Below are 22,128 nucleotides of genomic sequence, written 5' to 3'. Positions count from 1 at the left end.
GCAAATAATCCTGCCCGAAAATTACGCTTCTCCTGCACCCGGTTCACTGGCTAAGCTCAGGGCTTCCGAATTCCCGCAGAGGTCTCACCATGCCGCAGCAATGGCCAGCCGCCGACATCGCCCGAATGATCCTCGATGGCTTTGACGATTACCGCGAGCATTTCCGGCAGATCACCGACGGCGCCCGGGCCCGCTTCGAGCAGGCCAAGTGGCAAGAGGCGCAGGTCGCCTCGGCCGCGCGGATCAATCTGTACGAAGAGAAGGTCGGTGAAACGGTAGAGCGCCTGCACATCGCCTTTGACGCCGACACGCTGGACGTCAGCTGCTGGCCGTTGGTCAAAAACGCCTACATCACCCTGATCGACCTGCGTTTTGACGATGAACTGTCCGAGACCTGGTACAACTCGATTTTCTGCGGGCTGTTCAGCCATGACCTGATCAGCGACGGCTGCATGTTCATCCACACCACCCGGCCGAGCCTGCGTCGGGCTCGCGCCGCGCAAACCCGGACCTACAAGCCCGAGGGGCAGTTGTCCGGCATGCTCGCGAGCATTTTTGCCGACTACCGGTTCAGCGAAGATTACGCTGACCTTGCCGGCGACCTGCGTCGCCTCGAAGCACAGCTGCGCGAAAACCTGCCCGATTGGGTCTGCAAGGACCCGCAATTGTGCGTCGAGCTGTTTTCCTCGGTACTTTACCGCAACAAGGGCGCGTACCTGGTGGGGCGCATCTACACCCAGGATGAACAGTGGCCGCTGGTGATTCCTCTGCTGCACCGCGAAGGTCGTGGAATTCAGATCGACGCGCTGATCACCGATGAAGCGGACGTGTCGATCATCTTCTCGTTCACCCGCTCGTATTTCATGGTGGATGTGCCGGTGCCGGCGGAGTTCATCGGTTTTCTCAAGCGCATCCTGCCGGGCAAGCACATCGCCGAGCTGTATACGTCGATCGGCTTCTACAAACACGGTAAGTCCGAGTTCTACCGGGCGCTGATCAATCACCTGGCCAGCACCGATGACCAGTTCATCATGGCGCCGGGTGTGCGCGGGATGGTAATGAGCGTGTTTACCCTGCCGGGTTTCAACACCGTTTTCAAAATCATCAAGGACCGTTTCTCACCGTCGAAAAACGTTGACCGCGCGACGGTGATCGAAAAATACCGACTGGTGAAAAGCGTCGACCGGGTCGGGCGCATGGCCGACACCCAGGAGTTCGCCGACTTCCGTTTTCCGTTGAGCAAATTCGATCCGGCGTGCCTGGAAGAACTGCTTGAGGTGGCGGCGTCCACCGTGTCGGTGGAAGGCGATACGGTGCTGATCCGTCACTGCTGGACCGAACGGCGGATGACGCCGTTGAACCTGTATCTGGAAAACGCCAACGACGCACAGGTTCGCGAAGCCCTGGAAGATTACGGCCTGGCGATCAAGCAACTGGCGGCGGCGAACATTTTTCCGGGCGACATGTTGCTGAAGAACTTTGGCGTGACCCGTCACGGCCGCGTGGTGTTTTATGACTACGACGAGATCTGTTTCCTGACCGAAGCCAATTTCCGCCACATCCCGGAGCCGCGCACACCGGAAGACGAAATGGCGTCCGAACCGTGGTACTCAATCGGTCCGCTGGACGTGTTCCCCGAAGAGTTTCCACCGTTTTTGTTTGCCGATTCCGGGCAGCGCAAGTTGTTCGATCAGTTGCATGGCGAGTTGTACAACGCCGATTACTGGAAGAGCCTGCAAGAGGCGATTCGGGCAGGGAAGATCATTGATGTGTTCCCGTATCGGCGTAAAGGCTTCGATAACGAATAACGCACCGATCGTTCCCACGCTCCGCGTGGGAATGCAGCCCGGGACGCTCCGCGTCCCAAGAGCGGACGCAGAGCGTCCATTGAGGCATTCCCACGCAGAGCGTGGGAACGATCACATGGCGGCGCAAATCTGCGACAATCGCCCCCCTGCGCCACTAGACGACTGAATTGCGTACCTGATGACCGACGAATCGCCCTCCATCGACAAACTGCTGAAAAACCTCGATCACGCCATGCTTGCCGACCGCCACCGGCTGCGGCGGCAGTTGCTTGAGCTGCGCAAGAAACCCGACGAGGCCAAGCTGGCCCAGTGGGTGACGCGCACGCAGGCGTCCTGTGATCAGGTGTTGGCGCGGCGTGCCAGCCTGCCGGTGATTCGTTACGACGACAGTTTGCCGATTGCCGCCAAGCGCGATGAAATCAAGGAGGCGTTGCTCAAGCACCAGGTGCTGATCATCGCCGGCGAGACCGGCTCGGGCAAAACCACCCAGTTGCCGAAGATCTGCCTGGAAATCGGTCGCGGCCAGCACGGCCTGATCGGCCATACCCAGCCGCGCCGAATCGCGGCGCGCAGCGTGGCCAGCCGCGTTGCCGAGGAATTGGCGACACCGTTGGGCGCGCTGGTCGGTTATCAGGTGCGGTTCGAGGACCAGAGCGATTCCAACACCCTGATCAAACTGATGACCGACGGCATCCTGCTGGCGGAAACCCAGAACGACCGCTACCTCGAACGCTACGACACGATCATCGTCGACGAAGCCCACGAACGCAGCCTGAACATCGACTTTTTGCTCGGTTACCTGAAAACCCTGCTGCCCCGTCGTCCCGACCTGAAAGTCATCATCACTTCGGCGACCATCGATCTTGAGCGCTTCTCCAAGCATTTCGATGATGCACCCATCGTCGAAGTCTCTGGCCGCACCTTCCCGGTGGAAACCTGGTATCGCCCGCTGACGCTGGAGCAGGACGAAGAGGGCAATCGGGTCGAGGATGACTTGACCGTCGATCAGGCGATCCTCGCCACCCTCGACGAAATCGCCGCGTTCGAACGTAGCGAGCGCAAGAGCCCTGGCGATGTGCTGGTGTTCCTGCCCGGCGAGCGCGAGATTCGTGATGCGGCGGACATGCTGCGCAAGGCGCAGCTCAAGCACACCGAAATTTTGCCGTTGTACGCGCGGTTGTCGCCGGCCGAGCAGCAGCGGATTTTCCAGTCGCACCCGGGCCGTCGCGTGGTGTTGGCGACCAACGTCGCGGAAACCTCGCTGACCGTGCCGGGCATCCGCTACGTGATCGACAGCGGCACCGCGCGCATCAGCCGTTACAGCTACCGCGCCAAAGTCCAGCGCCTGCCCATCGAAGCGATTTCCCAGGCCAGCGCCAACCAGCGCAAAGGCCGTTGCGGGCGGGTCGAGCCAGGTATCTGTATCCGCCTGTACGCCGAAGAAGACTTCCTCGGCCGCCCGGAATTTACCGACCCGGAAATCCTCCGTACCAACCTCGCGGCGGTGATTTTGCAGATGCTGCATCTGCGCCTCGGCGAGATCACCGATTTCCCGTTTATCGAGCCGCCGGATGGCAAAGCCATCAGCGACGGTTTCAACCTGCTGCAAGAACTCTCTGCAGTCGACCGCAACAGTCAGCTGACACCGCTTGGTCGCCAATTGGCGCGGCTGCCGGTGGACCCGCGCATGGGCCGCATGCTGCTGGAAGCGGCGAAACTGGGCAGCTTGCAGGAAGTGCTGATCGTCGCTAGCGCCATGTCGATTCAAGACCCGCGCGAACGTCCGCCGGAACGCCAGCAAGCGGCGGATCAGGCCCACGCGCAGTGGAAAGACGTGGACTCGGACTTCGCCGGGCTGGTCAATCTGTGGCGCGGTTTTGAAGAGCAACGCCTGGAACTGACGGCCAGCCCGTTGCGTAACTGGTGTCGCAAGAATTTCCTGAATTACCTGCGTCTGCGCGAATGGCGTGATTCTCACCGTCAGTTGAGCCTGATCTGCCGTGACATGCAGCTGAGCATCAACAAGGAGCCGGCGGATTACCCGAAACTGCACAAAGCCGTGCTGTCGGGCCTGCTCAGCCAGATAGGCCAGAAAACCGATGAAGGCGATTACCTTGGCGCCCGTCAGCGGCGGTTCTGGATTCACCCGTCCTCGGGGCTGGGCAAAAAACGCCCGCAATGGCTGATGACCGCCGAACTGGTTGAAACCACCAAGCTTTACGCACGGATGGTCGCCAAGATCGACGCCGACTGGATCGAGCCGCTGGCTGGGCACCTGATCAAGAAAAACCATTTCGAACCGCATTGGGAAAAGAAGCGCGGCCAAGTGGTAGCGTTTGAACAGATCACTTTGTTCGGGCTGATCATCGTCGGTCGCCGCCCGGTGCATTACGGGCCGATCGACCCGGTCGTTTCCCGTGAGTTTTTCATTCGCGAAGGCCTGGTGCGCGGCGAGATTCAATCCAAGGCCAAGTGCCTGACTGCCAATGCGCAGTTGCTCGAACAGCTCGACGAACTGGAAGCCAAGGCTCGCCGTCGCGACATTCTGGCTGATGAGGAAACCCTGTTCGCCTTCTACGATGCGCGACTGCCGGCGGAGATTCACCAGACCGCCACCTTCGACAGCTGGTACCGGGTCAACAGTCAGAAAGACCCGCAGCTGCTGATCATGCGCGAAGAAGACGTGCTGGCCCGCGAGGCCAGTGAAGTCACTGCGTTGCATTACCCGGACACGTTGCACATCGGCGATCTGGAGTTGGCGCTCAGTTACCACTTTGAGCCTAACCACCCGCGCGACGGCGTGACCCTGCGCGTGCCGGCGCCGTTGCTGCCGATGCTGCCGCCAGAACGCCTGGAATGGCTGGTGCCGGGCGTCATCGAGGCCAAGTGCATTGCCTTGGTCCGTAACCTGCCGAAAGCCCTGCGCAAGAATTTCGTGCCGGTGCCGGACTTCGTCAAAGCCGCCTTGCAGCGCATGACCTTCGCCGAAGGTTCATTGCCTCAGGCCTTGGGCCGTGAACTGCTGCGCATGACCGGTGCGCGGGTCAGCGACGAAGCCTGGGCGGAAGCCGCGCAACAGGTCGACAGCCATTTGCGCATGAACCTGGAAATCGTCGATGGCCAAGGCAAGTTTCTCGGCGAAGGACGAGACCTGGCGGAACTGACTGCACGCTTTGCCGAAGCCAGTCAGGCCGCATTGGCCGTGCCGCAAACCGCGAAGAATCAGCAGCCGGTCGAGCCGAAAGTCTTTGCCGCCGTGGCCGAGAAAACCCAGCAGAAGATTGCCGGGCTGTCGATGACGGTGTATCCGGCGCTGGTGGAGGAGAGCGGCACGGTCAAGGAAGGGCGTTTTTCGACCCCGGCCGAAGCCGAGTTCCAGCATCGTCGCGCGTTGCAGCGTTTGCTCATGCAACAACTGGCCGAGCCGGCGAAGTTCCTGCGCGGCAAATTGCCGGGGCTGACCGAGCTGGGGTTGATGTACCGCGAGCTGGGACGTATTGACGCGCTGGTGGAAGACATTCTGCTGGCAAGCCTCGACGCCTGCATTCTGGATGGCGAAGACCCGTTGCCTCGCGATGGCGCCGGGTTGGCGTCGCTGGCTGAGCGCAAGCGCGGCGGCTGGACCGAGCACGCCGAACGCCTGGCGAAGCTGACGCTGGAGATTTTGAAGCTCTGGCACGGTTTGCAAAAACGCTTCAAGGGCAAGATCGACCTGGCGCAAGCCGTGGCCCTTAACGACATCAAGCAGCAGCTCAGTCATCTGGTGTATCCGGGCTTCGTCCGGGAAACCCCGATGCAGTGGCTCAAGGAACTGCCACGCTATCTGAAAGCGGTCGAGCAGCGCTTCGAGAAAATCGGCGCTCAGGTACAAAGGGATCGGGTCTGGAGCGGCGAATTGTCCGGTCTCTGGACGCAATACCAGACCCGTGCCAACAAACACGCCCAGGAAGGCAAGCGCGATCCGCAGCTGGAGCTTTACCGCTGGTGGCTGGAGGAATACCGGGTTTCGCTGTTCGCCCAGCAATTGGGGACCAAGGTGCCGATCTCCGATAAGCGCCTGAACAAGCAGTGGACCCAGGTCGAACCCTAGAACCAAGTCTTGCACAATACCCTGTGGGAGCGAGCTTGCTAGCGATGAGGCCGTCAGCTTCAACATCAATGTTGACTGACACTCCGCTATCGCGAGCAAGCTCGCTCCCACATTTGGTATGTGTTTGATCCAGCAAATAGGGCCAAACCACGAGGTTTATGGCAAACTTCGCGCCTATAAACGCCGGTCCCGCGTTTTTGAGCCACTTCAGGTTCGGGCGGTACGGAATAAAGCGATGCCAGGTGTGCTTGCCGTGACGGGAGCAGACCCTTTGTGTGTTGGTACGTCGGTGCCAATATTTTCTGCCTGAACAGATTAGAGAAACGACCATGCATAACGTCGTCATCAGCGGCACCGGCCTGTACACCCCGGCCAACAGCATTTCCAACGAAGAGCTGGTGCAGTCTTTCAACGCTTACGTCGCGCAGTTCAACGCCGACAACGCTGAGGCCATCGCCCGTGGTGAAGTGGAAGCGTTGACTGAGTCCAGCGCTGCGTTCATCGAAAAAGCGTCCGGCATCAAAAGCCGCTTTGTCATGGACAAGGACGGCATCCTCGACCCGAAGCGCATGGCACCACGTCTGCCTGAGCGTTCCAACGACGAATGGTCGGTGCTCTGCCAGATGGCCATCGGCGCCGCCGAACAAGCCTTGCAGCGCGCCGGCAAGACCGCCGCGGACATCGACGGCGTGATCGTCGCGTGTTCCAACCTGCAACGGGCTTACCCGGCCATTGCCATCGAAGTTCAGGAAGCGCTGGGCATCCAGGGTTTCGGTTTCGACATGAACGTGGCGTGCTCCTCGGCGACTTTCGGCATTCAAGCGGCCGCCAACAGCGTGCAACTGGGCCAGGCCCGGGCGATCCTGATGGTCAACCCGGAAGTCTGCACCGGTCACCTGAACTTCCGCGACCGCGACAGCCACTTCATCTTCGGCGACGCCGCCACGGCGGTGATCATCGAGCGTGCTGATCTGGCGACGTCCAAGTATCAGTTCGATGTGGTCAGCACCAAACTGCTGACCAAGTTCTCCAACAACATCCGCAATAACTTCGGCTTCCTCAACCGCGCGGCGGAAGAGGGCATCGGCACCAAAGACAAACTGTTCGTCCAGGAAGGCCGCAAGGTGTTCCGCGACGTCTGCCCGATGGTGGCCGAGCTGATCGCTACACACCTGGAAGAAAACAAGCTCAACATCGGTGACGTGAAACGCTTCTGGTTGCACCAGGCCAACCTGAGCATGAACCACCTGATCGTCAAGAAACTGCTGGGTCGCGAAGCCACCGAAGAAGAAGCGCCGGTGATCCTGGACACCTACGCCAACACCAGTTCGGCCGGTTCGGTGATTTCGTTTCACAAGAATCAGGATGATCTGGCCGCGGGTTCGCTGGCCGTGCTCAGCTCGTTCGGTGCCGGCTACTCGATCGGCAGCGTGATTCTGCGCAAGCGTTAAGTGAGCGGTTGTCGCACTTTCCTTTGGCTCTCGAAGACTTTTCCTACATTCGAAGCCGTCAGGACATTGTAATTTTCGGACATGACAGCAGGACTTTGCCTACGGCAAGATCCTGCTGGCTCATATTCGAGGTCAGGACAAGGGGATTTGCAAATGGCGGCTGACGACGCGCAACTGCTCGAGCGTTTACTGGCAGGTGAGCAACTGGCTTTCAAAGAGTTGGTCAGCACTTACCAAAGCGCCATGCGCGCAGTGGCGTACGCCATTGTGGGCAACCGGCATGCCGACGAAGTGGTGCAGGATGCCTGGCTGTCGGTGGTACGCAGCCTGAAAGGGTTCGAGGGGCGTTCCAGCCTCAAGACCTGGTTGCTGACCATCACCGCAAACTCGGCCAAGGGTCGTTACAAGCAAAATCGTCGGGAAGTCTTGCTCGATGACCTTCCGTCGCCTCACGGCACCCTCGATGACGATCGTTTTTCTCCCGGAGATGGCCACTGGCTGATCGCCCCGTTCGCCTGGCATCAAGACACGCCAGAGGCGTTGTTGACCGAGAACGAGTTGCGCGAGTGCCTGGAGCACACGTTGCTAAGCTTGTCGGAACTGCAAAGCAGTGTTCTGTTACTTCGCGAGCGTCAGGGGTTGGAGCTGGAAGAGATCTGTAATCTTCTGGAAATCTCACTCTCCAATGTTCGGGTGCTGCTGCATCGGGCACGGTTGAAGGTCTTTGCGACCGTAGAACATTTTGAGGAAACCGGCGAATGCTGACCTGCAAGGAACAAGTGGCGCGCTCCAGCGACTATCTCGATGGCCAACTGAGTTTTCGTGAGCGACTGATGGTGCGTCATCATCTGATGTTCTGCCCCAATTGTCGGCGGTTCATTCGGCAGATGCGGTTGATGCAGGCAACGTTGCGTATTTTGCCGCAGAAGGCTGTGCCGGATATCGATGCGCTCGCCGAGCGTCTGGCTGCGGAGCGTCGCAAGGACATTCCGTAGATCGGTGATGTTGTCGCGGGGGGGAAGAGAACAGGCCGGCGTGGATGCACCGAACGGATGATGGGGATCGATCCATCCAGGCCAGACTGTAAAAGCGCCTCAAGCGTCCATGACCTGAGGCGTGTAGCGGTCGTGCTTAGAACTTGGCTTCGGCGTCCAGTTGCAGGGTGTTGATGTCCGAATCTTTCTTGTTGATGTTGGCGTTGGTTTGGTCAGACGTCGCCAGGAAGTACGTCGCGCCCAGGTTGAAGTTTTTGTCCAACTCGTAGCTCACTTTCAACTTGCTGCCGCGCGAACCGGTGAAGCCGTTGGCGAAGTCGGAGTCGGTGAAAGCGCCGACCACCGCGTTACGCTGTACATCGCGGTAGTTGTAGTCCACTGCGAAGCCGTAGATCTTGGACTTGACGCCGGCCAACCAACCAGTGTCCTGATCGTTGCTCGCGTCTTTGTTGTTGACGTACTGACCGTACAACGAGAGCGGTACTGGCAGGTTGCTGAAGTCGAGTTGACCAAATCCTTCATACAGTTTGAAGCGTTCGTTCGGGCTGTTGCCGTTGACGGCCAGGGCGCATGGCGCGGTGACAGTGCCGGTGGTCGGGCAGGCGCTGTTCGCGTCGTTGTCGTACGAATAGATACTGCCGCCCAAGGTCATTTTCATGCTGTCGGTGATGGCGAAGCGCGCACCCAACTGGCCAGCGTACAGACGCAGGTCGTGTTTGAACTGCACGCCTTCGCCGTCGACGTTGTCCTTGAGGGTGTAGTGACCGGCGCTACCGAACAGCTCGGTGCTGCCGCCCAGCGGGTATTTGTAAGTCGCTGCCAGGCCTTCCGGGTTGATGTCGCTATCCCAGATGATGTCGCCCATGCTCACCCATTGTTGCGGCATCTTGCCGCCGACGAGGTGCAGGTTCTTGATCGCGTCCGGGTGGTAATCGACGTAACCCTGGTCCAGCCAGATCGACTTCTTGTCGAAGTAGTTGTTCAGGTCCTGGTTGGTGGAGCGGGCGTCATCGTTGCTGCCGGTAGCAATGCGAATGCCGGTGTCGACTTGCGGGTTGATTTCGCTGTAGGCACCCAGGCGGGCACGAATGCGCTGGCGATCCTGGTCTTTGTTGTTTGGAACACCATCGTTTTTCACGGTTTCCTGACGGAACCGCACGTCGCCCTTGAATTGGGTCTTGGCGGCCCAGGCGAGTTTCTGGTCGAAGGTGCTCAGTTCCGTGGTCTTCTTCGCGGTGGCTGCGATTTGCTCGTTGGTCTCTTGTTGAGCCTGACGGGCGATTTGCTGGTCTTTCTGATCCCTGGCCAGCTCGGCTTGCAGTTCGGTGTACTGAGAAGGCGTGATGGAGCCGTTCGCCTTGAGCATGTCGAGCAGTTTGGCGTCGACTGCGGCGCTGGCCGGAACGCTCATGGCCAGCAGCAGACCGCCACACAGGGCCGCCGCAGTTTTCGTGGAAGCAAGACGCATATCAATCTCCGAAGATGTAAGGGGATGACAAAGCCATCCAGGACACAACCGACCGTTGAAGGACGGAAACAGGGAAGGGTTAGAACCCGGCGCTATAAAAACTGGCGCCAGTATCGCGATGGTTTATGACAAACCAGTGGCAAAGTGATGGCGGCTCGATGACGATGCACAGCGCGAGTGAACTTTCTATTCCGGGCTTTGTCAGCGAATCGCGAGTGTGGATTGCGCCGCGATAAGCGATACTCGCGGGGCTGTCGCGCCAAGAAGTGGAGAGGAAGTTGATGCCGTTGCAACGCCTGGAAAGTCTGTCCGATGTCTCACCGCGCGCCTGGGATGCCTTGGTGCCGCAGGCTCAGCCGTTCCTGCGCCACGCGTTCCTCAGTGCGCTGGAAGACAGCGCCAGTCTCGGCCCGCATTCCGGCTGGCAGCCCGAGCATTTACTGCACACCGAAGGCGGGCGGCTGATCGCGGCGTTGCCCAGTTACCGCAAATGGCATTCCTACGGCGAGTACGTGTTCGATCACGCCTGGGCCGATGCCTGCGAGCGTGCCGGTATCGACTATTACCCCAAGCTGTTGACTGCCGTGCCGTTCAGCCCGGTCAGCGGGCCGCGCTTGCTGGCGGCCAGTGTCGAAGACGGTTTCGAGTTGCTGAAGAGCCTGCCGGGCTACCTTGAGATCGAAGAACTTTCCAGCGCTCACATCAATTTTACCGACCCGTTCACCGACGCCGCATTGGCCGAACAGCCAGGCTGGCTGCAACGGATTGGCTGCCAGTACCATTGGCAGAATCGCGGCTATCGGGATTTTCAGGACTTTCTCGATGCGCTCAGTTCTCGCAAGCGCAAGCAGATGCGCAAGGAACGCGAGCAGGTGGCGGGGCAGGGCATTGAGTTTGAATGGCTTGAAGGTGGGCAGCTGGATCAGGCGCAGTGGGATTTCGTCTACGCCTGTTACGCCAATACCTACGCGGTGCGCCGGCAAGCGCCGTACCTGACGCGCGAGTTTTTCAGTCTGCTGGCCGAGCGCATGCCTGAATCCATTCGCGTGGTCCTGGCCAAGCAAGGCTCACGGCCAGTAGCGATGGCCTTCAGCCTGGTGGGCGGCGACAGCTTTTACGGGCGTTATTGGGGGTGCCTGGCGGAATTCGACCGCCTGCACTTCGAGACCTGTTTTTATCAGGGCATGGACTATGCGATCGCCAATGGCTTGCAGCGTTTCGATGCGGGCGCCCAAGGCGAGCACAAGCTGATTCGCGGCTTTGAACCGGTCATCACCCATTCCTGGCATTACTTGCGCCACCCGGGCCTGAAAGCAGCGGTCAAAGACTTCCTGCAGCAGGAACGTCTCGGGGTATTGGCCTATGCCGAGGAAGCGAGGACCGCCTTGCCGTATCGACAAGACTGATCCTCGTGAGGCATCAACTGCCTGTCTTGCCCAGCCAGCGATAGGTCACGCCGCCAATCACCGCGCCCAGCAGCGGCGCCACCCAGAACATCCACAATTGCGCGATGGCCCAGCCGCCGACGATCAGCGCCGGGCCTGTGCTGCGTGCCGGGTTGACCGAGGTGTTGGTGACGGGAATCGAGATCAAGTGGATCAGCGTCAGGGCCAGGCCGATGGCGATCGGTGCCAGCCCGGCGGGGGCGCGGTTGTCGGTGGCGCCGAGGATGATCAGCACGAACATTGCGGTCATCACCAGTTCACAGACAAAGCCGGTGGCCATCGAGTATTTGCCCGGAGAATGTTCGCCGTAGCCGTTGGAGGCCAGTCCGGTCGAAAGGTCGAAGCCTTCCTTGCCGCTGGCGATGTAGTAGATCAAAGCGGCAGCGATAATCGCGCCAATGACCTGGGCGATGATGTAGGCGGGCAGCTCATTGGCCGGGAAGCGACCCCCGACGCACAATCCGACCGAGACGGCGGGATTCAGGTGACAACCGGAGATATGGCCAATGGCGAACGCCATGGTCAACACGGTGAGGCCAAACGCGATGGCCACGCCCAGCACTCCAATCCCAAGCGGAGAAGATGCGGCGAGGACTGCACTGCCGCAACCTCCCAACACCAGCCAGAACGTACCCAACAACTCAGTGACTGAACGTTTGAACAGAGACATGAGAGCGTCCTTGATAGGCGGACCTATCATTGAGTGATGCTTCCTGCAGTTACGACAGGCTCGGATCCAGAACCTTGGCTGAGTACAGCAGGATTTTTGCGGATTTCCAGTGGCGATAAAAAAACCGCCAGAGCCCGTGGTTGGCGGGTTGTGGCGGTTTTTCAGATTGTCGAAGATTATTGTGGGAGCGAGCTTGCTCGCGATGGCGGAGTATCAATCGGCATACATGTTGACTGTTACGCCGTCATCGCGAGCAAGCTCGCTCCCACAGGGGGGGAGGTGGTGAGCTGGAATCAGTCGATCCCGACAAAGCCGCCCGTCTGGTGCTGCCAAAGCCGAGCATACAATCCGCCATGGGCCAGCAGCTCAGCGTGGCTGCCGGTTTCGGCGATCTTGCCGTTTTCCAGCACCACCAGCCGGTCCATCCGGGCGATGGTCGAAAGCCGGTGCGCGATGGCAATCACGGTTTTGCCCTTCATCAAGGTTTCCAGGCTTTCCTGGATCGCCGCTTCGACTTCCGAGTCCAGCGCGGAGGTGGCTTCGTCCATGATCAGGATCGGCGCGTCCTTGAGCAGCACCCGAGCAATCGCAATCCGCTGACGCTGGCCGCCGGAGAGTTTCACCCCGCGTTCACCCACATGCGCATCGAAACCGGTGCGGCCTTCGGAGTCCGTCAGCAAGGGAATGAACTCATCGGCACGGGCCTTGTGCACCGCTTCCCAAAGTTGCGCGTCGGTGGCGTCGGGTTTGCCATACAGCAAGTTGTCGCGGATAGAGCGGTGCAACAGCGAAGTGTCCTGAGTGATCATGCCGATCCGTTCGCGCAGGCTTTCCTGGCCGACGTCGGCGATGTTCTGCCCGTCGATCAGAATCTGCCCGCCCTCGACGTCATACAGGCGCAGCAGCAAGTTGACCAACGTCGATTTACCGGCACCGGACGGACCGATCAGGCCAATCTTTTCACCCGGCTTGATGTCCAGATTGAGGTCGCCAATGATCCCGCTCTTCTTGCCATAGTGAAAATTCACATGCTCGAAGCGCACTTCGCCACGGGCGACAGACAGCGGTTTGGCTTGATCGCGATCGGTGACGCTGACCGGCTGCGAGATGCTCTGCAAACCGTCCTGGACCATGCCGATGTTTTCGAAAATGCCAGTGACCACCCACATGATCCAGCCGGACATGTTGACGATGCGGATCACCAGGCCGGTGGCCAGTGCAATGGCGCCGACCGTGATCAGCGACTGTGTCCACAGCCACAGGGCCAGGCCCGTGGTGGTGACAATCAGCAAGCCGTTCATGGTGGTAATGACCACGTCCATGCTGGTGACCACGCGACCGGCCAGTTGGGCTTTGACCGTCTGTTCCTCAATGGCTTCCTTGGCGTATTGCTGTTCGAAATTGGTGTGGGCAAACAGCTTCAAGGTGGTGATGTTGGTGTAGCCATCGACGATGCGCCCCATCAGTTTTGAGCGCGCATCCGAGGACACCACCGAGCGCTCCTTCACGCGTGGCACGAAGTAGTACAGCGCACCGACGTAGGCGGCGATCCAGCTCAGCAGCGGAATCATCAGGCGCCAGTCGGCTTCGGCAAACAGCACCAGCGAACTGATCGCATAGATCAGCACGTGCCATAGCGCGTCCACCGCTTGTACGGCGGAATCGCGCAACGAGTTGCCGGTCTGCATGATGCGCTGGGCGATGCGCCCGGCGAAGTCGTTCTGGAAGAAATTAAGGCTCTGTTTGAGCACATAGCTGTGGTTTTGCCAGCGAATCATGCTGGTCATGCTGGGGCTCAACGTCTGATGCACCAGCAGGTCATGCAGACCCACGAACACCGGGCGCAGGATCAGCGCCACGACGGCCATCCACGCCAGTTCGATGCCGTGTTCCTTGAAGAAGTTGACGTCGGGCGTGCCTTGGGCGAGGTCAATGATGCGGCTCAGGTAGCTGAACAGCGCCACTTCGATCAGTGCGCCAAACAGGCCGACGATCAGCAGGGCGGCAAAACTCGGCCAGACCTGCTTCAAGTAATAGGTATAGAAGGGGAGAACCCGATCCGGCGGAGCCGCCGTCGGTGCATCACGGAAAATGTCGATCAGTTTTTCAAAACGGCGATAAAGCATCAGTTCTCCGCCCGCTCGCGGGCTTTCCTTTGAACGAAATGAGCGGCGCCAGAGACCGGCAGCCGCTCAAGCACTCCTGTGCAGTTTAGTCGATGCGCTTGGCCGACTTGATGAATACAGGGTCAGCCGGAACGTCTTTCATGCCGCTCTTGGTGGTGGTCGGGGAGTTGACGATGATGTCCACCACGTCCATGCCCTTGACCACTTTGCCGAACACGGCGTAACCGTCACCCTGGTCGAGGAAGTCGTTGTCCTTGACGTTAATGAAGAACTGGCTGGTGGCCGAATCAGGCACCGAAGTGCGGGCCATGGACAGCGTGCCGCGCACGTTATGCAGACCGTTCTTGGATTCGTTCTTGATTGCTGCCTTGGTCTCTTTTTGCTGCATTTGTTGAGTGAAACCGCCGCCCTGGACCATGAAGCCCGGGATCACACGGTGAAAAATCGTGTTGTTGTAGAAGCCGCTGTCGACGTACTCAAGGAAGTTCTTGGTACTGATCGGCGCCTTGACCGGGTCCAGTTCGATTTCGATCTGGCCGTTGGTGGTATCCAGTAGCACGTGCGGCGCCTTGGCAGGCGTGGCGGCCATCAGGTTGGCGGCAAACAGAACGGAGCCAGCGACGAGGGCGATTTTTTTCAGCATGGGTCAGGGATCCTGAGTGGGGTGGTGTCGACTGCGGTGAGAAACTCGAGCAGGGTTTGGTTGAAGCGTTCGGGCTGATCCAGCGGGGTGGCGTGGCGCGAATCGGCGATCACCATCAGCCGCGCATCGGGCAGCAGTTTTACGTACGTCTCTTTCAGCGAGACCGGTGTGTAGTCACGGTCGGCACTGATGATGAGGGTTGGACAGGACACCCTTGAAAGTCGTTCCTGAACCCCCCAGCCAACGATCGCATCGAAGCTGGCGAGATAAGCATGTTTGTCGTTTTTTGCCCAGCGCTCGGCCATCTTTTGACGCAATTGGGCTTGTTCCGGTTTAGGGAACAGTTTAGCGCCCAAGGCCTTGCCGATGGTGCCCAGACTGAGGGCGCGCATCAGGCTCCAGCGCTTGAACCATTGCCAATAGTCGTCACGGCTGCGCAATTTGACCTCGGGCGCACTGTTGACGATGGTCAGGCTTTTGAGCAATTGCGGCTGATCCACGGCCAGTTGAAAGCCGATCATGCCGCCCATCGAAAGTCCGACATAGTGTGTCGGCCCCAGGTTCAGATGCTCGATCAGGGCGACGAGGTCGGCGCTGAACCCGGCGATGCTGTAGCGCTCGCGGGGTTTGTCAGAGCGGCCATGGCCGCGCACATCCGGGACGATGACCCGGTAACGTGCCGACAGCGCCGGGATCTGCTCTTCCCAGTCCAGGGTGCTGGAACCCAGGCCGTGGACCAGCAGCAGCGGCGTGCCGTGGCCGTATTCCTCATAGTGCAGGTTGCAACCTTCGTGTTCGAAATAGGCCATGGTTTCACTCCGTGTCAGGCTTGTTCAGGGGCGGCGAACGGCGCATCCAGCGGCGCGGTATCAAAGGTGCGCAGCAGTTCGATGAGAATCTGCGTGGCCGGGCCCAAGGGTTTTTCCTTGTTCGAATACAAGTAGAAGCTCGGGTTGCGGCTGCCACCCTGATCCAACGGTAGCAGCTTGAGCGTGCCTTCCTTGAGTTCGCGTTCAATCATGTGTCGGGGCAACCAGGCGAAACCCAGGCCGCTGCTGACAAAAGTTGCCGCGGTGGCCAGGCTGCCGACGGTCCAGCGCTGCTCTGCGCCGAGCCAGCCGACGTCCCGAGGTTGCTGGCGACCGGAATCTCGGATCACCACTTGTAGCTGGCTTTCAAGGTCCTGGAAATTCAATTCGCGGTTGAGGCGATGCAGGGCATGTTCGGGGTGGGCGACCGCGACGAATTCAACGTCGCTCAACTCCGCCCCCAGATATCCCGAAATGCTGAAGCTGCTGATGGCCAGGTCAGCCACGCCTTCGAGCAACACTTCCTCGACGCCAGACAACACTTCTTCACGCAGGCGCACCCGGCAACCGCGGCTTTGCGGCATGAACGCCGTCAGGGCGCGCACAAGGCGGGCACTCGGGTACGCGGCGTCGACCACCAGCCGTACTTCCGCTTCCCAGCCTTGCTCCATGTGGTGGGCCAGGTCTTCCAGTTGACTGGCCTGTTTCACCAGTTGTCGCGAGCGACGCAACAACACGCCGCCGGCCTCGGTCAGCACCGCCTTGCGGCCGTCGATGCGCAACAGCGGTACGCCAAGCTGGTCCTGCATGCGCGCCACGGTGTAGCTCACCGACGATTGCGAGCGGTGCAGCGCTTCGGCGGCCTGGGCGAAACCGCCGTGGTCGACCACGGCCTGTAACGTTCGCCATTGATCAAGGGTCACGCGGGGCGCTTTCATGAATAGCTCCTCTTGTCCTAAGCTGGCAGTCCTTATTGGAGACTGCTGAATGAATAAATTCTGTTGTGTACTGCTGGCGATGCTGCCGCTGACGGCGTTTGCTTATCCGATTGATGTGCAGAAAGACCTCAACGGCTTGAAAGTCGACTACGAGACCTTCGATACGGATAACGACATCGGCTCCATCCGGGTGGCTAACTACGGCGACGTCGATGTCAGCTGCAAGGCGGTCTTCATCAATGGCCCGGAAGCGCCACGTACCCGCAAGATCGATGTACCGGCGGGAAAACATAAAGACGCCACCGCCAAGTTCACCCGCAGCATTATCAAGCTACGTATCGAGCTGACCTGCACCCCGAAATGAATTCAATCTCCTATAGGAGTGAGCCTGCTCGCGATAGCGATATCACTCTCAACATTGATGTTGGCTGACACTCAGCCATCGCGAGCAGGCTCACTCCTACAAGGCATGCTCCGCTTATAAACGAAATTGTTGATGGGTTATAGCAGTTATTTGCGCTTTTTCATCGATATGACTCTGTTTAACCTTCACTCCATCGCCTTACAGCATTCTCAGATGGAGCCTACATCCCATGTCACGCGTTCTGATCATCGAAAGCAGCGCCCGTCAGCAAGACTCGGTTTCTCGTCAACTGACCCAGACCTTCATTAGCCAGTGGCAAGCCGCCCACCCCGCCGACCAGATCACCGTGCGTGACCTTGCGGTGAACCCGGTGCCGCACCTGGACATCAACCTGCTCGGCGGCTGGATGAAACCTGCCGAACAACGTAACGACATCGAACAGGTTGCCCTGGATCGCTCCAATGAGTTGACCGACGAACTGTTGGCAGCCGACGTACTGGTCATGGCCGCACCGATGTACAACTTCGCCATCCCAAGCACCTTGAAAGCCTGGCTCGACCATGTGCTGCGTGCCGGTGTGACCTTCAAGTACACCGACACCGGCCCGCAAGGCCTGCTCAGCGGCAAGCGCGCTTATGTGCTGACCGCTCGCGGCGGGATCTACGCCGGCAGCACCGCCGATCACCAGGAACCGTACCTGCGTCAGGTAATGGCTTTCATCGGGATCCACGACGTGACCTTTATTCACGCCGAAGGCATGAACCTGGGCGGTGACTTCCAGGAGAAAGGCCTGAACCAGGCCAACGCCAAGCTTTCCCAAGTGGCTTGAGGCTTTAATCGCCAGATAATCCCTTGATGTTCAAGTGACCTGGCGAAACCCCTTCAAGGCTTTACGCGCATCGAACCTCCCTTTGCACTTGTTGCTCCTGAGTGCTGTAGCCCGATTGAACGCTTTAGCGAGATCGGGCTTTTTTTGCCTGCGATTTGACGGGCATACCCATAACCCTGTGGGAGAGGGCTTGCCCGCGATAGCGGTGTATCAGGCTGCGTTGAGGTCGAATGACACACCGTAATCGCGGGCAAGCCCGCTCCCACAGGGGATGTGTGTGTTGGCTGACTGTTCGCGATAACGAAAAAAAACCGCTATCGTCGCCGCCATTCGAAACGAGGCGAGCATGGGCTATCTACTTTTTGTCACGCTGATCCAGGCGTTTTCCTTCAGTCTGATCGGTGAATACCTGGCCGGTCACGTCGACAGTTACTTCGCGGTACTGGTGCGGGTGTTGCTGGCGGGGCTGGTGTTTATTCCGCTGACGCGCTGGCGTTCGGTGGAACCGGCGTTCATGCGCGGCATGCTGCTGATCGGCGCGTTGCAGTTCGGCGTGACGTACGTTTGCCTGTACCTGAGCTTCCGGGTGCTGACCGTGCCGGAAGTGTTGCTGTTCACCATCCTCACGCCGCTGCACGTGACCCTCATCGAAGACGCGCTGAACCGACGTTTCAATCCGTGGGCGCTGGTCGCGGCATTGGTGGCCGTGATGGGTGCGGCAGTGATTCGCTACGACCGGATCAATCCGGACTTCTTCATGGGCTTCCTGCTGCTGCAACTGGCCAACTTCACCTACGCCGCCGGGCAGGTGCTTTACAAGCATCTGGTGGCGCGACATCCGAGCGATCTGCCGCATTATCGACGGTTTGGCTACTTCTATCTGGGGGCGTTGGCGGTCGTATTGCCGGCGTTCCTATTGTTCGGCAAACAGAACTTCCTGCCTGAAGCACCGCTGCAATGGGGCGTGCTGGTGTTCCTCGGCCTGGTCTCGACCGCGTTGGGAATGTACTGGTGGAACAAGGGCGCGTGCCTGGTGAATGGCGGCACCTTGGCGGTGATGAATAACCTGCATGTCCCTCTGGGGTTGCTGATCAATTTGCTGATCTGGAATCAGCATGAGGAGTTGGGGCGATTGTTCTTTGGTGGGGCGGTGATTCTGGCGGCGGTGTGGATCAGCCGGTTGGGCATCCGCAAGCCTGCAATCGCACACTAAACCCTGCGTTTTTTCTCCGATAACTGCTCCACCAAAAACTCAATGAACGTCCGGGTTTTCTGCGGGACCTTACGTGCCGAAGGGTACACCGCGTTGATCGTGATCGCGGGGGCCTGCCATTCACACATCACCGGCACCAGGCGGCCAGCCGCCAGCGCATCCTCGACAATGAAGTTTGGCAACAGGGCGATGCCCATGCCGGCTTCGGCGGCCTGAGCAAGCAAGTCGCCATTGTTGGCGTGTAAAGGGCCGGTCACGTTGACCCGTTGAGTTTCCGTGCCATTGCACAGCTGCAAGCTGACGCCACTTTGCAGGTACCCGTAATTGAGGCATTGATGGGCGCGCAAGTCTTGCGGGGTCTGCGGTATGCCAGCGCGCGCCAGATACGCCGGGGACGCCACCATGATGCGCGGGGCTGGCGCCAGCTGCCGGGCGATCATCGTCGAGTCCGGCAAGCTGGCGATGCGGATGGTCACGTCGAAACCACCACGCACCGGGTCAACCTGCTGGTCGCTGAGCACCAGTTGCAACTCGATGTTCGGGTGCTGCTCATGGAACAGCGGGATCAGTGGCCCCAGTCGGCGCAAGCCAAAGGACATCGGCGCATTGACCCGCAACACTCCGCGCAATTCACCGATGCCGTTACGCGCGCGCTGTTCAGCATCGTCCAGTGCGGCCAGCACTTCGCGGGCGGCGTCGAAGTATTCGGCGCCGGCCTCGGTCAAGTGCAGGCTGCGGGTGGTGCGCTGCAGCAATTGCACGCCGATGGCTTCCTCCAGCGCCTGAATCTGTTTACTGACTTTTGATCGCGGCACATCCATTGCCCGTGCAGCCGCGGCAAAACCATTCTCGCCGACCGTGACGACAAAGGCGCGCATGCATTCGATGCGATCCATGATTGTCCCTATTTTAGAATCAATGATTCTCGATTTTATGGGATTGTCCCTTTTTGTGCCAGCTTCTAAAGTTACATCCAAGCCGACGACAAAGCCGCTGACGGCAACGTCGACTCCCCCATTACTGACCTTGAAAAATCGACATCAAAAGGAACGCGCCATGTCTATTCGTGAACTGCTCAACCCAACCAACTCCGCCCTGATCCTGATCGACCACCAGCCACAAATGGCTTTTGGCGTGCAGTCAATCGACCGTCAAACGCTGAAGAACAACACGGTAGGCCTGGCCAAGGCCGCCAAGATTTTCAACGTGCCGACCATCTACACCTCGGTTGAAACTGAAAGCTTCAGCGGTTACATCTGGCCCGAGTTGCTGGCGGTTCATCCGGAGCAAAAGCCGATCGAGCGCACCTCGATGAACTCGTGGGAAGACAAGGCACTGGTTGACGCAGTGAAAGCCACCGGCCGCAAAAAGCTGATCATTGCCGCGCTGTGGACCGAGGTCTGCCTGACCTTCCCGGCACTCGAAGCATTGGCTGAAGGGTACGAGGTGTACATCGTCACCGACGCATCTGGCGGCACCACCAAGGAAGCACACGACATGTCGGTGCAGCGGATGATTCAGGCCGGTGCGGTACCGGTAACCTGGCAACAGGTGCTGCTTGAGTACCAGCGTGATTGGGCACACAAGGACACTTATGAAGCGGTGATGGCATTGGTGCTGGAACACAGCGGTGCGTATGGCATGGGCGTGGATTACGCTTACACCATGGTGCACAAGGCGCCTCAGCGTCAGGTCAAGTAACCCGTCAACCTCGCAAAACAATGCAAGTCCATGTGGGAGCGGGCTTGCTCGCGAAGGCGAAGTGTCAGTCGACATCTGCTTTGACTGACACACCGCTTTCGCGAGCAAGCCCGCTCCCACATTGGGTTCTGTGGGGGTTACATGATGTGTTTTTCAGGCTCTGGAATGTGGCTTGCGCCGAGCATGGCCGGCAGCAACCCCGCCCGCAAATCCCCTCCGCTCGGCTGCTGATACAGGCTCAAGCCGAACTCCGGCAGCACCGCCAGCAGGTAATCGAAAATATCCCCCTGAATCCGCTCGTAATCGGCCCACGCCGTGGTGCGGGTGAAGCAGTAGATTTCCAGCGGGATGCCTTGGGCGGTGGTCTGCATCTGGCGGACCATGCACGTCATGTTCGGCTGGACCTCCGGGTGACTCTTCAAATACGCCAGCGCATAGGCGCGGAAGGTGCCGATGTTGGTCATCCGCCGACGGTTGGCCGACATCGCCGCCACATTGCCCTGAGCCTCGTTCCAGGCCTTGAGTTCGGCCTGTTTGCGGCTGATGTAGTCGGTCAGCAGGTGAACCTGGGACAGCTTCAATTCTTCGTCATCGCGGATGAAGCGCACGCCACTGGCGTCGATGAACAGGCTGCGCTTGATCCGTCGGCCGCCGGACTGCTGCATGCCGCGCCAGTTCTTGAACGACTCGGACATCAGGCGCCAAGTCGGGATGGAGACGATGGTCTTGTCAAAATTCTGCACTTTCACCGTGTGCAGCGTGATGTCCACCACGTCACCGTCGGCACCGACTTGCGGCATCTCGATCCAGTCGCCGACCCGCAGCATGTCGTTGCTGGTCAGTTGCACGCTGGCAACGAACGACAGCAGGGTGTCCTTGTAGACCAACAGAATCACCGCCGACATGGCGCCCAGGCCGGACAGCAGCAACAGCGGCGAACGGTCGATCAGCGTGGCGACGATGATGATCGCGCCAAACACATACAGCACCATTTTCGTCAGTTGCACGTAGCCTTTGATCGAGCGGGTGCGGGCATGCTCGGTGCGCGCGTAGATGTCCAGCAGGGCGCTGAGCAGGGCACTGACCGCCAGCAACAGGAACAGAATGGTGAACGACAGCGCGACATTGCCGAGGAAAATCAGGCTGGTCTTGCTCAATTCCGGCACCAGATGCAGGCCGAACTGGATCACCAGCGAGGGCGTCATCTGCGCCAGCCGATGAAACACTTTGTTGTGGCGAAAGTCGTTGATCCAGTGCAGCGCTGGCTGTCGACCGAGGATTTTGGTCGCATGCAGAATGAGGTAGCGCGCCACTCGTCCGAGGACCAGCGCAATCATCAGCAGCAGGATCAGCGCCAGGCTGGAATGCAGGAGCGGGTGCTGATCGAGGGCACCCCAAAGGTCTTGGGCGTTGAGCCAGAGCTGTTTGATATCCATGGGCGAAAACGGTTCTTCTATAGGACGCGACGGGGCGATTAGAGCATTTAAGACGCATTGCATGACGTTTGGAGACAAATCGGGCAACAAAAAAGCCACTGTTTGCCGTCGTTTGTATAAAGACACTCGGCCTTAGCGCTCG

At 59.4% G+C, this 22,128-nt stretch carries 18 protein-coding genes; 10 read left to right on the top strand and 8 right to left on the bottom strand.

Annotated elements, in window-relative coordinates:
- Positions 1–89 precede the first annotated feature (89 nt).
- The 5 genes from aceK (at position 90) to ACM6I0_RS29035 (ending at position 8,344) form a co-directional block, all read left to right on the top strand.
- On the top strand, positions 90–1,808 hold the full coding sequence (gene aceK / locus ACM6I0_RS29055) for a bifunctional isocitrate dehydrogenase kinase/phosphatase (RefSeq protein WP_285436597.1): 1,719 nt from the start codon (positions 90–92) through the stop codon (positions 1,806–1,808).
- Positions 1,809–1,986: 178 nt separating this feature from the next.
- On the top strand, positions 1,987–5,898 hold the full coding sequence (gene hrpA, locus ACM6I0_RS29050; RefSeq protein WP_414923870.1) for an ATP-dependent RNA helicase HrpA: 3,912 nt from the start codon (positions 1,987–1,989) through the stop codon (positions 5,896–5,898).
- Between the two features lie 329 nt (positions 5,899–6,227).
- The gene (locus ACM6I0_RS29045; RefSeq protein WP_090181350.1) at positions 6,228–7,349 is read left to right on the top strand and encodes a beta-ketoacyl-ACP synthase III; all 1,122 of its coding nucleotides are present in this window, start codon (positions 6,228–6,230) and stop codon (positions 7,347–7,349) included.
- Between the two features lie 153 nt (positions 7,350–7,502).
- A complete protein-coding gene (locus tag ACM6I0_RS29040; protein WP_222590223.1) occupies positions 7,503–8,114 on the top strand; it encodes an RNA polymerase sigma factor in 612 nt (203 codons plus the stop codon).
- Positions 8,108–8,344 carry an anti-sigma factor family protein gene (locus ACM6I0_RS29035; RefSeq protein WP_090181353.1) on the top strand — a complete coding sequence of 79 codons (237 nt, stop codon included), beginning with the start codon at positions 8,108–8,110 and terminating at the stop codon, positions 8,342–8,344. The genes ACM6I0_RS29040 and ACM6I0_RS29035 overlap by 7 nt, the downstream gene beginning before the upstream one ends.
- 136 nt (positions 8,345–8,480) lie before the next feature.
- On the opposite strand, the gene ACM6I0_RS29030 is transcribed toward ACM6I0_RS29035, so the two are convergent.
- On the bottom strand, positions 8,481–9,812 hold the full coding sequence (locus tag ACM6I0_RS29030; RefSeq protein ID WP_285436593.1) for a putative porin: 1,332 nt from the start codon (positions 9,810–9,812) through the stop codon (positions 8,481–8,483).
- A 281-nt stretch (positions 9,813–10,093) separates the two neighbouring features.
- Between ACM6I0_RS29030 and ACM6I0_RS29025 the strand changes: the two genes are divergently transcribed.
- Positions 10,094–11,218 (top strand): GNAT family N-acetyltransferase, encoded by a 1,125-nt coding sequence (locus tag ACM6I0_RS29025; RefSeq protein WP_090181356.1) that lies wholly within the window; start codon positions 10,094–10,096, stop codon positions 11,216–11,218.
- 13 nt (positions 11,219–11,231) lie between these two features.
- Here the strand turns inward: ACM6I0_RS29025 and aqpZ are convergent, their stop codons facing one another.
- From aqpZ to ACM6I0_RS29000, 5 genes are all read right to left on the bottom strand, one after another.
- Positions 11,232–11,927 carry an aquaporin Z gene (aqpZ, locus tag ACM6I0_RS29020; RefSeq protein WP_414923869.1) on the bottom strand — a complete coding sequence of 232 codons (696 nt, stop codon included), beginning with the start codon at positions 11,925–11,927 and terminating at the stop codon, positions 11,232–11,234.
- Positions 11,928–12,220: 293 nt separating this feature from the next.
- A complete protein-coding gene (locus tag ACM6I0_RS29015; protein ID WP_285436588.1) occupies positions 12,221–14,053 on the bottom strand; it encodes an ABC transporter ATP-binding protein in 1,833 nt (610 codons plus the stop codon).
- Positions 14,054–14,138: 85 nt separating this feature from the next.
- Positions 14,139–14,696, bottom strand: a complete 558-nt coding sequence (locus ACM6I0_RS29010) for a peptidylprolyl isomerase (RefSeq protein ID WP_285436586.1) — start codon at positions 14,694–14,696, stop codon at positions 14,139–14,141.
- Positions 14,690–15,505: an alpha/beta fold hydrolase gene (locus ACM6I0_RS29005; protein WP_414923868.1), complete on the bottom strand. Its 816-nt coding sequence runs from the start codon at positions 15,503–15,505 to the stop codon at positions 14,690–14,692. Before ACM6I0_RS29005 ends, ACM6I0_RS29010 begins: the two co-directional genes overlap by 7 nt.
- 14 nt (positions 15,506–15,519) lie before the next feature.
- Entirely contained in the window at positions 15,520–16,443 is a 924-nt protein-coding gene (locus ACM6I0_RS29000; protein ID WP_285436582.1) for a LysR family transcriptional regulator, read from the bottom strand.
- Between the two features lie 49 nt (positions 16,444–16,492).
- On the opposite strand from ACM6I0_RS29000, the gene ACM6I0_RS28995 reads away from it, so the two are divergent.
- The 3 genes from ACM6I0_RS28995 (at position 16,493) to ACM6I0_RS28985 (ending at position 18,849) form a co-directional block, all read left to right on the top strand.
- Positions 16,493–16,807 carry a 3-phosphoglycerate kinase gene (locus ACM6I0_RS28995; RefSeq protein WP_414923867.1) on the top strand — a complete coding sequence of 105 codons (315 nt, stop codon included), beginning with the start codon at positions 16,493–16,495 and terminating at the stop codon, positions 16,805–16,807.
- Between the two features lie 229 nt (positions 16,808–17,036).
- On the top strand, positions 17,037–17,636 hold the full coding sequence (locus ACM6I0_RS28990) for an FMN-dependent NADH-azoreductase (RefSeq protein ID WP_285436580.1): 600 nt from the start codon (positions 17,037–17,039) through the stop codon (positions 17,634–17,636).
- A 346-nt stretch (positions 17,637–17,982) separates the two neighbouring features.
- Positions 17,983–18,849 (top strand): carboxylate/amino acid/amine transporter, encoded by an 867-nt coding sequence (locus ACM6I0_RS28985; RefSeq protein WP_222590234.1) that lies wholly within the window; start codon positions 17,983–17,985, stop codon positions 18,847–18,849.
- Here the strand turns inward: ACM6I0_RS28985 and ACM6I0_RS28980 are convergent.
- Positions 18,846–19,745 carry a LysR substrate-binding domain-containing protein gene (locus tag ACM6I0_RS28980; protein ID WP_414923866.1) on the bottom strand — a complete coding sequence of 300 codons (900 nt, stop codon included), beginning with the start codon at positions 19,743–19,745 and terminating at the stop codon, positions 18,846–18,848. The two genes, ACM6I0_RS28985 and ACM6I0_RS28980, sit on opposite strands and share 4 nt — an antisense overlap.
- Before the next feature lie 160 nt (positions 19,746–19,905).
- On the opposite strand from ACM6I0_RS28980, the gene ACM6I0_RS28975 reads away from it, so the two are divergent.
- On the top strand, positions 19,906–20,550 hold the full coding sequence (locus ACM6I0_RS28975; RefSeq protein ID WP_090181375.1) for a hydrolase: 645 nt from the start codon (positions 19,906–19,908) through the stop codon (positions 20,548–20,550).
- A 137-nt stretch (positions 20,551–20,687) separates the two neighbouring features.
- Here the strand turns inward: ACM6I0_RS28975 and ACM6I0_RS28970 are convergent, their stop codons facing one another.
- Positions 20,688–21,986, bottom strand: a complete 1,299-nt coding sequence (locus tag ACM6I0_RS28970; RefSeq protein ID WP_222590237.1) for a mechanosensitive ion channel family protein — start codon at positions 21,984–21,986, stop codon at positions 20,688–20,690.
- Positions 21,987–22,128 lie beyond the last annotated feature (142 nt).

It is taken from the genome of Pseudomonas sp. IT-P294, from assembly GCF_949767865.1.
Taxonomy (GTDB): domain Bacteria; phylum Pseudomonadota; class Gammaproteobacteria; order Pseudomonadales; family Pseudomonadaceae; genus Aquipseudomonas.
The sequence above is the reverse complement of the archived record's forward strand: the minus strand, read 5'-3'. Positions and strand labels throughout refer to the sequence as shown.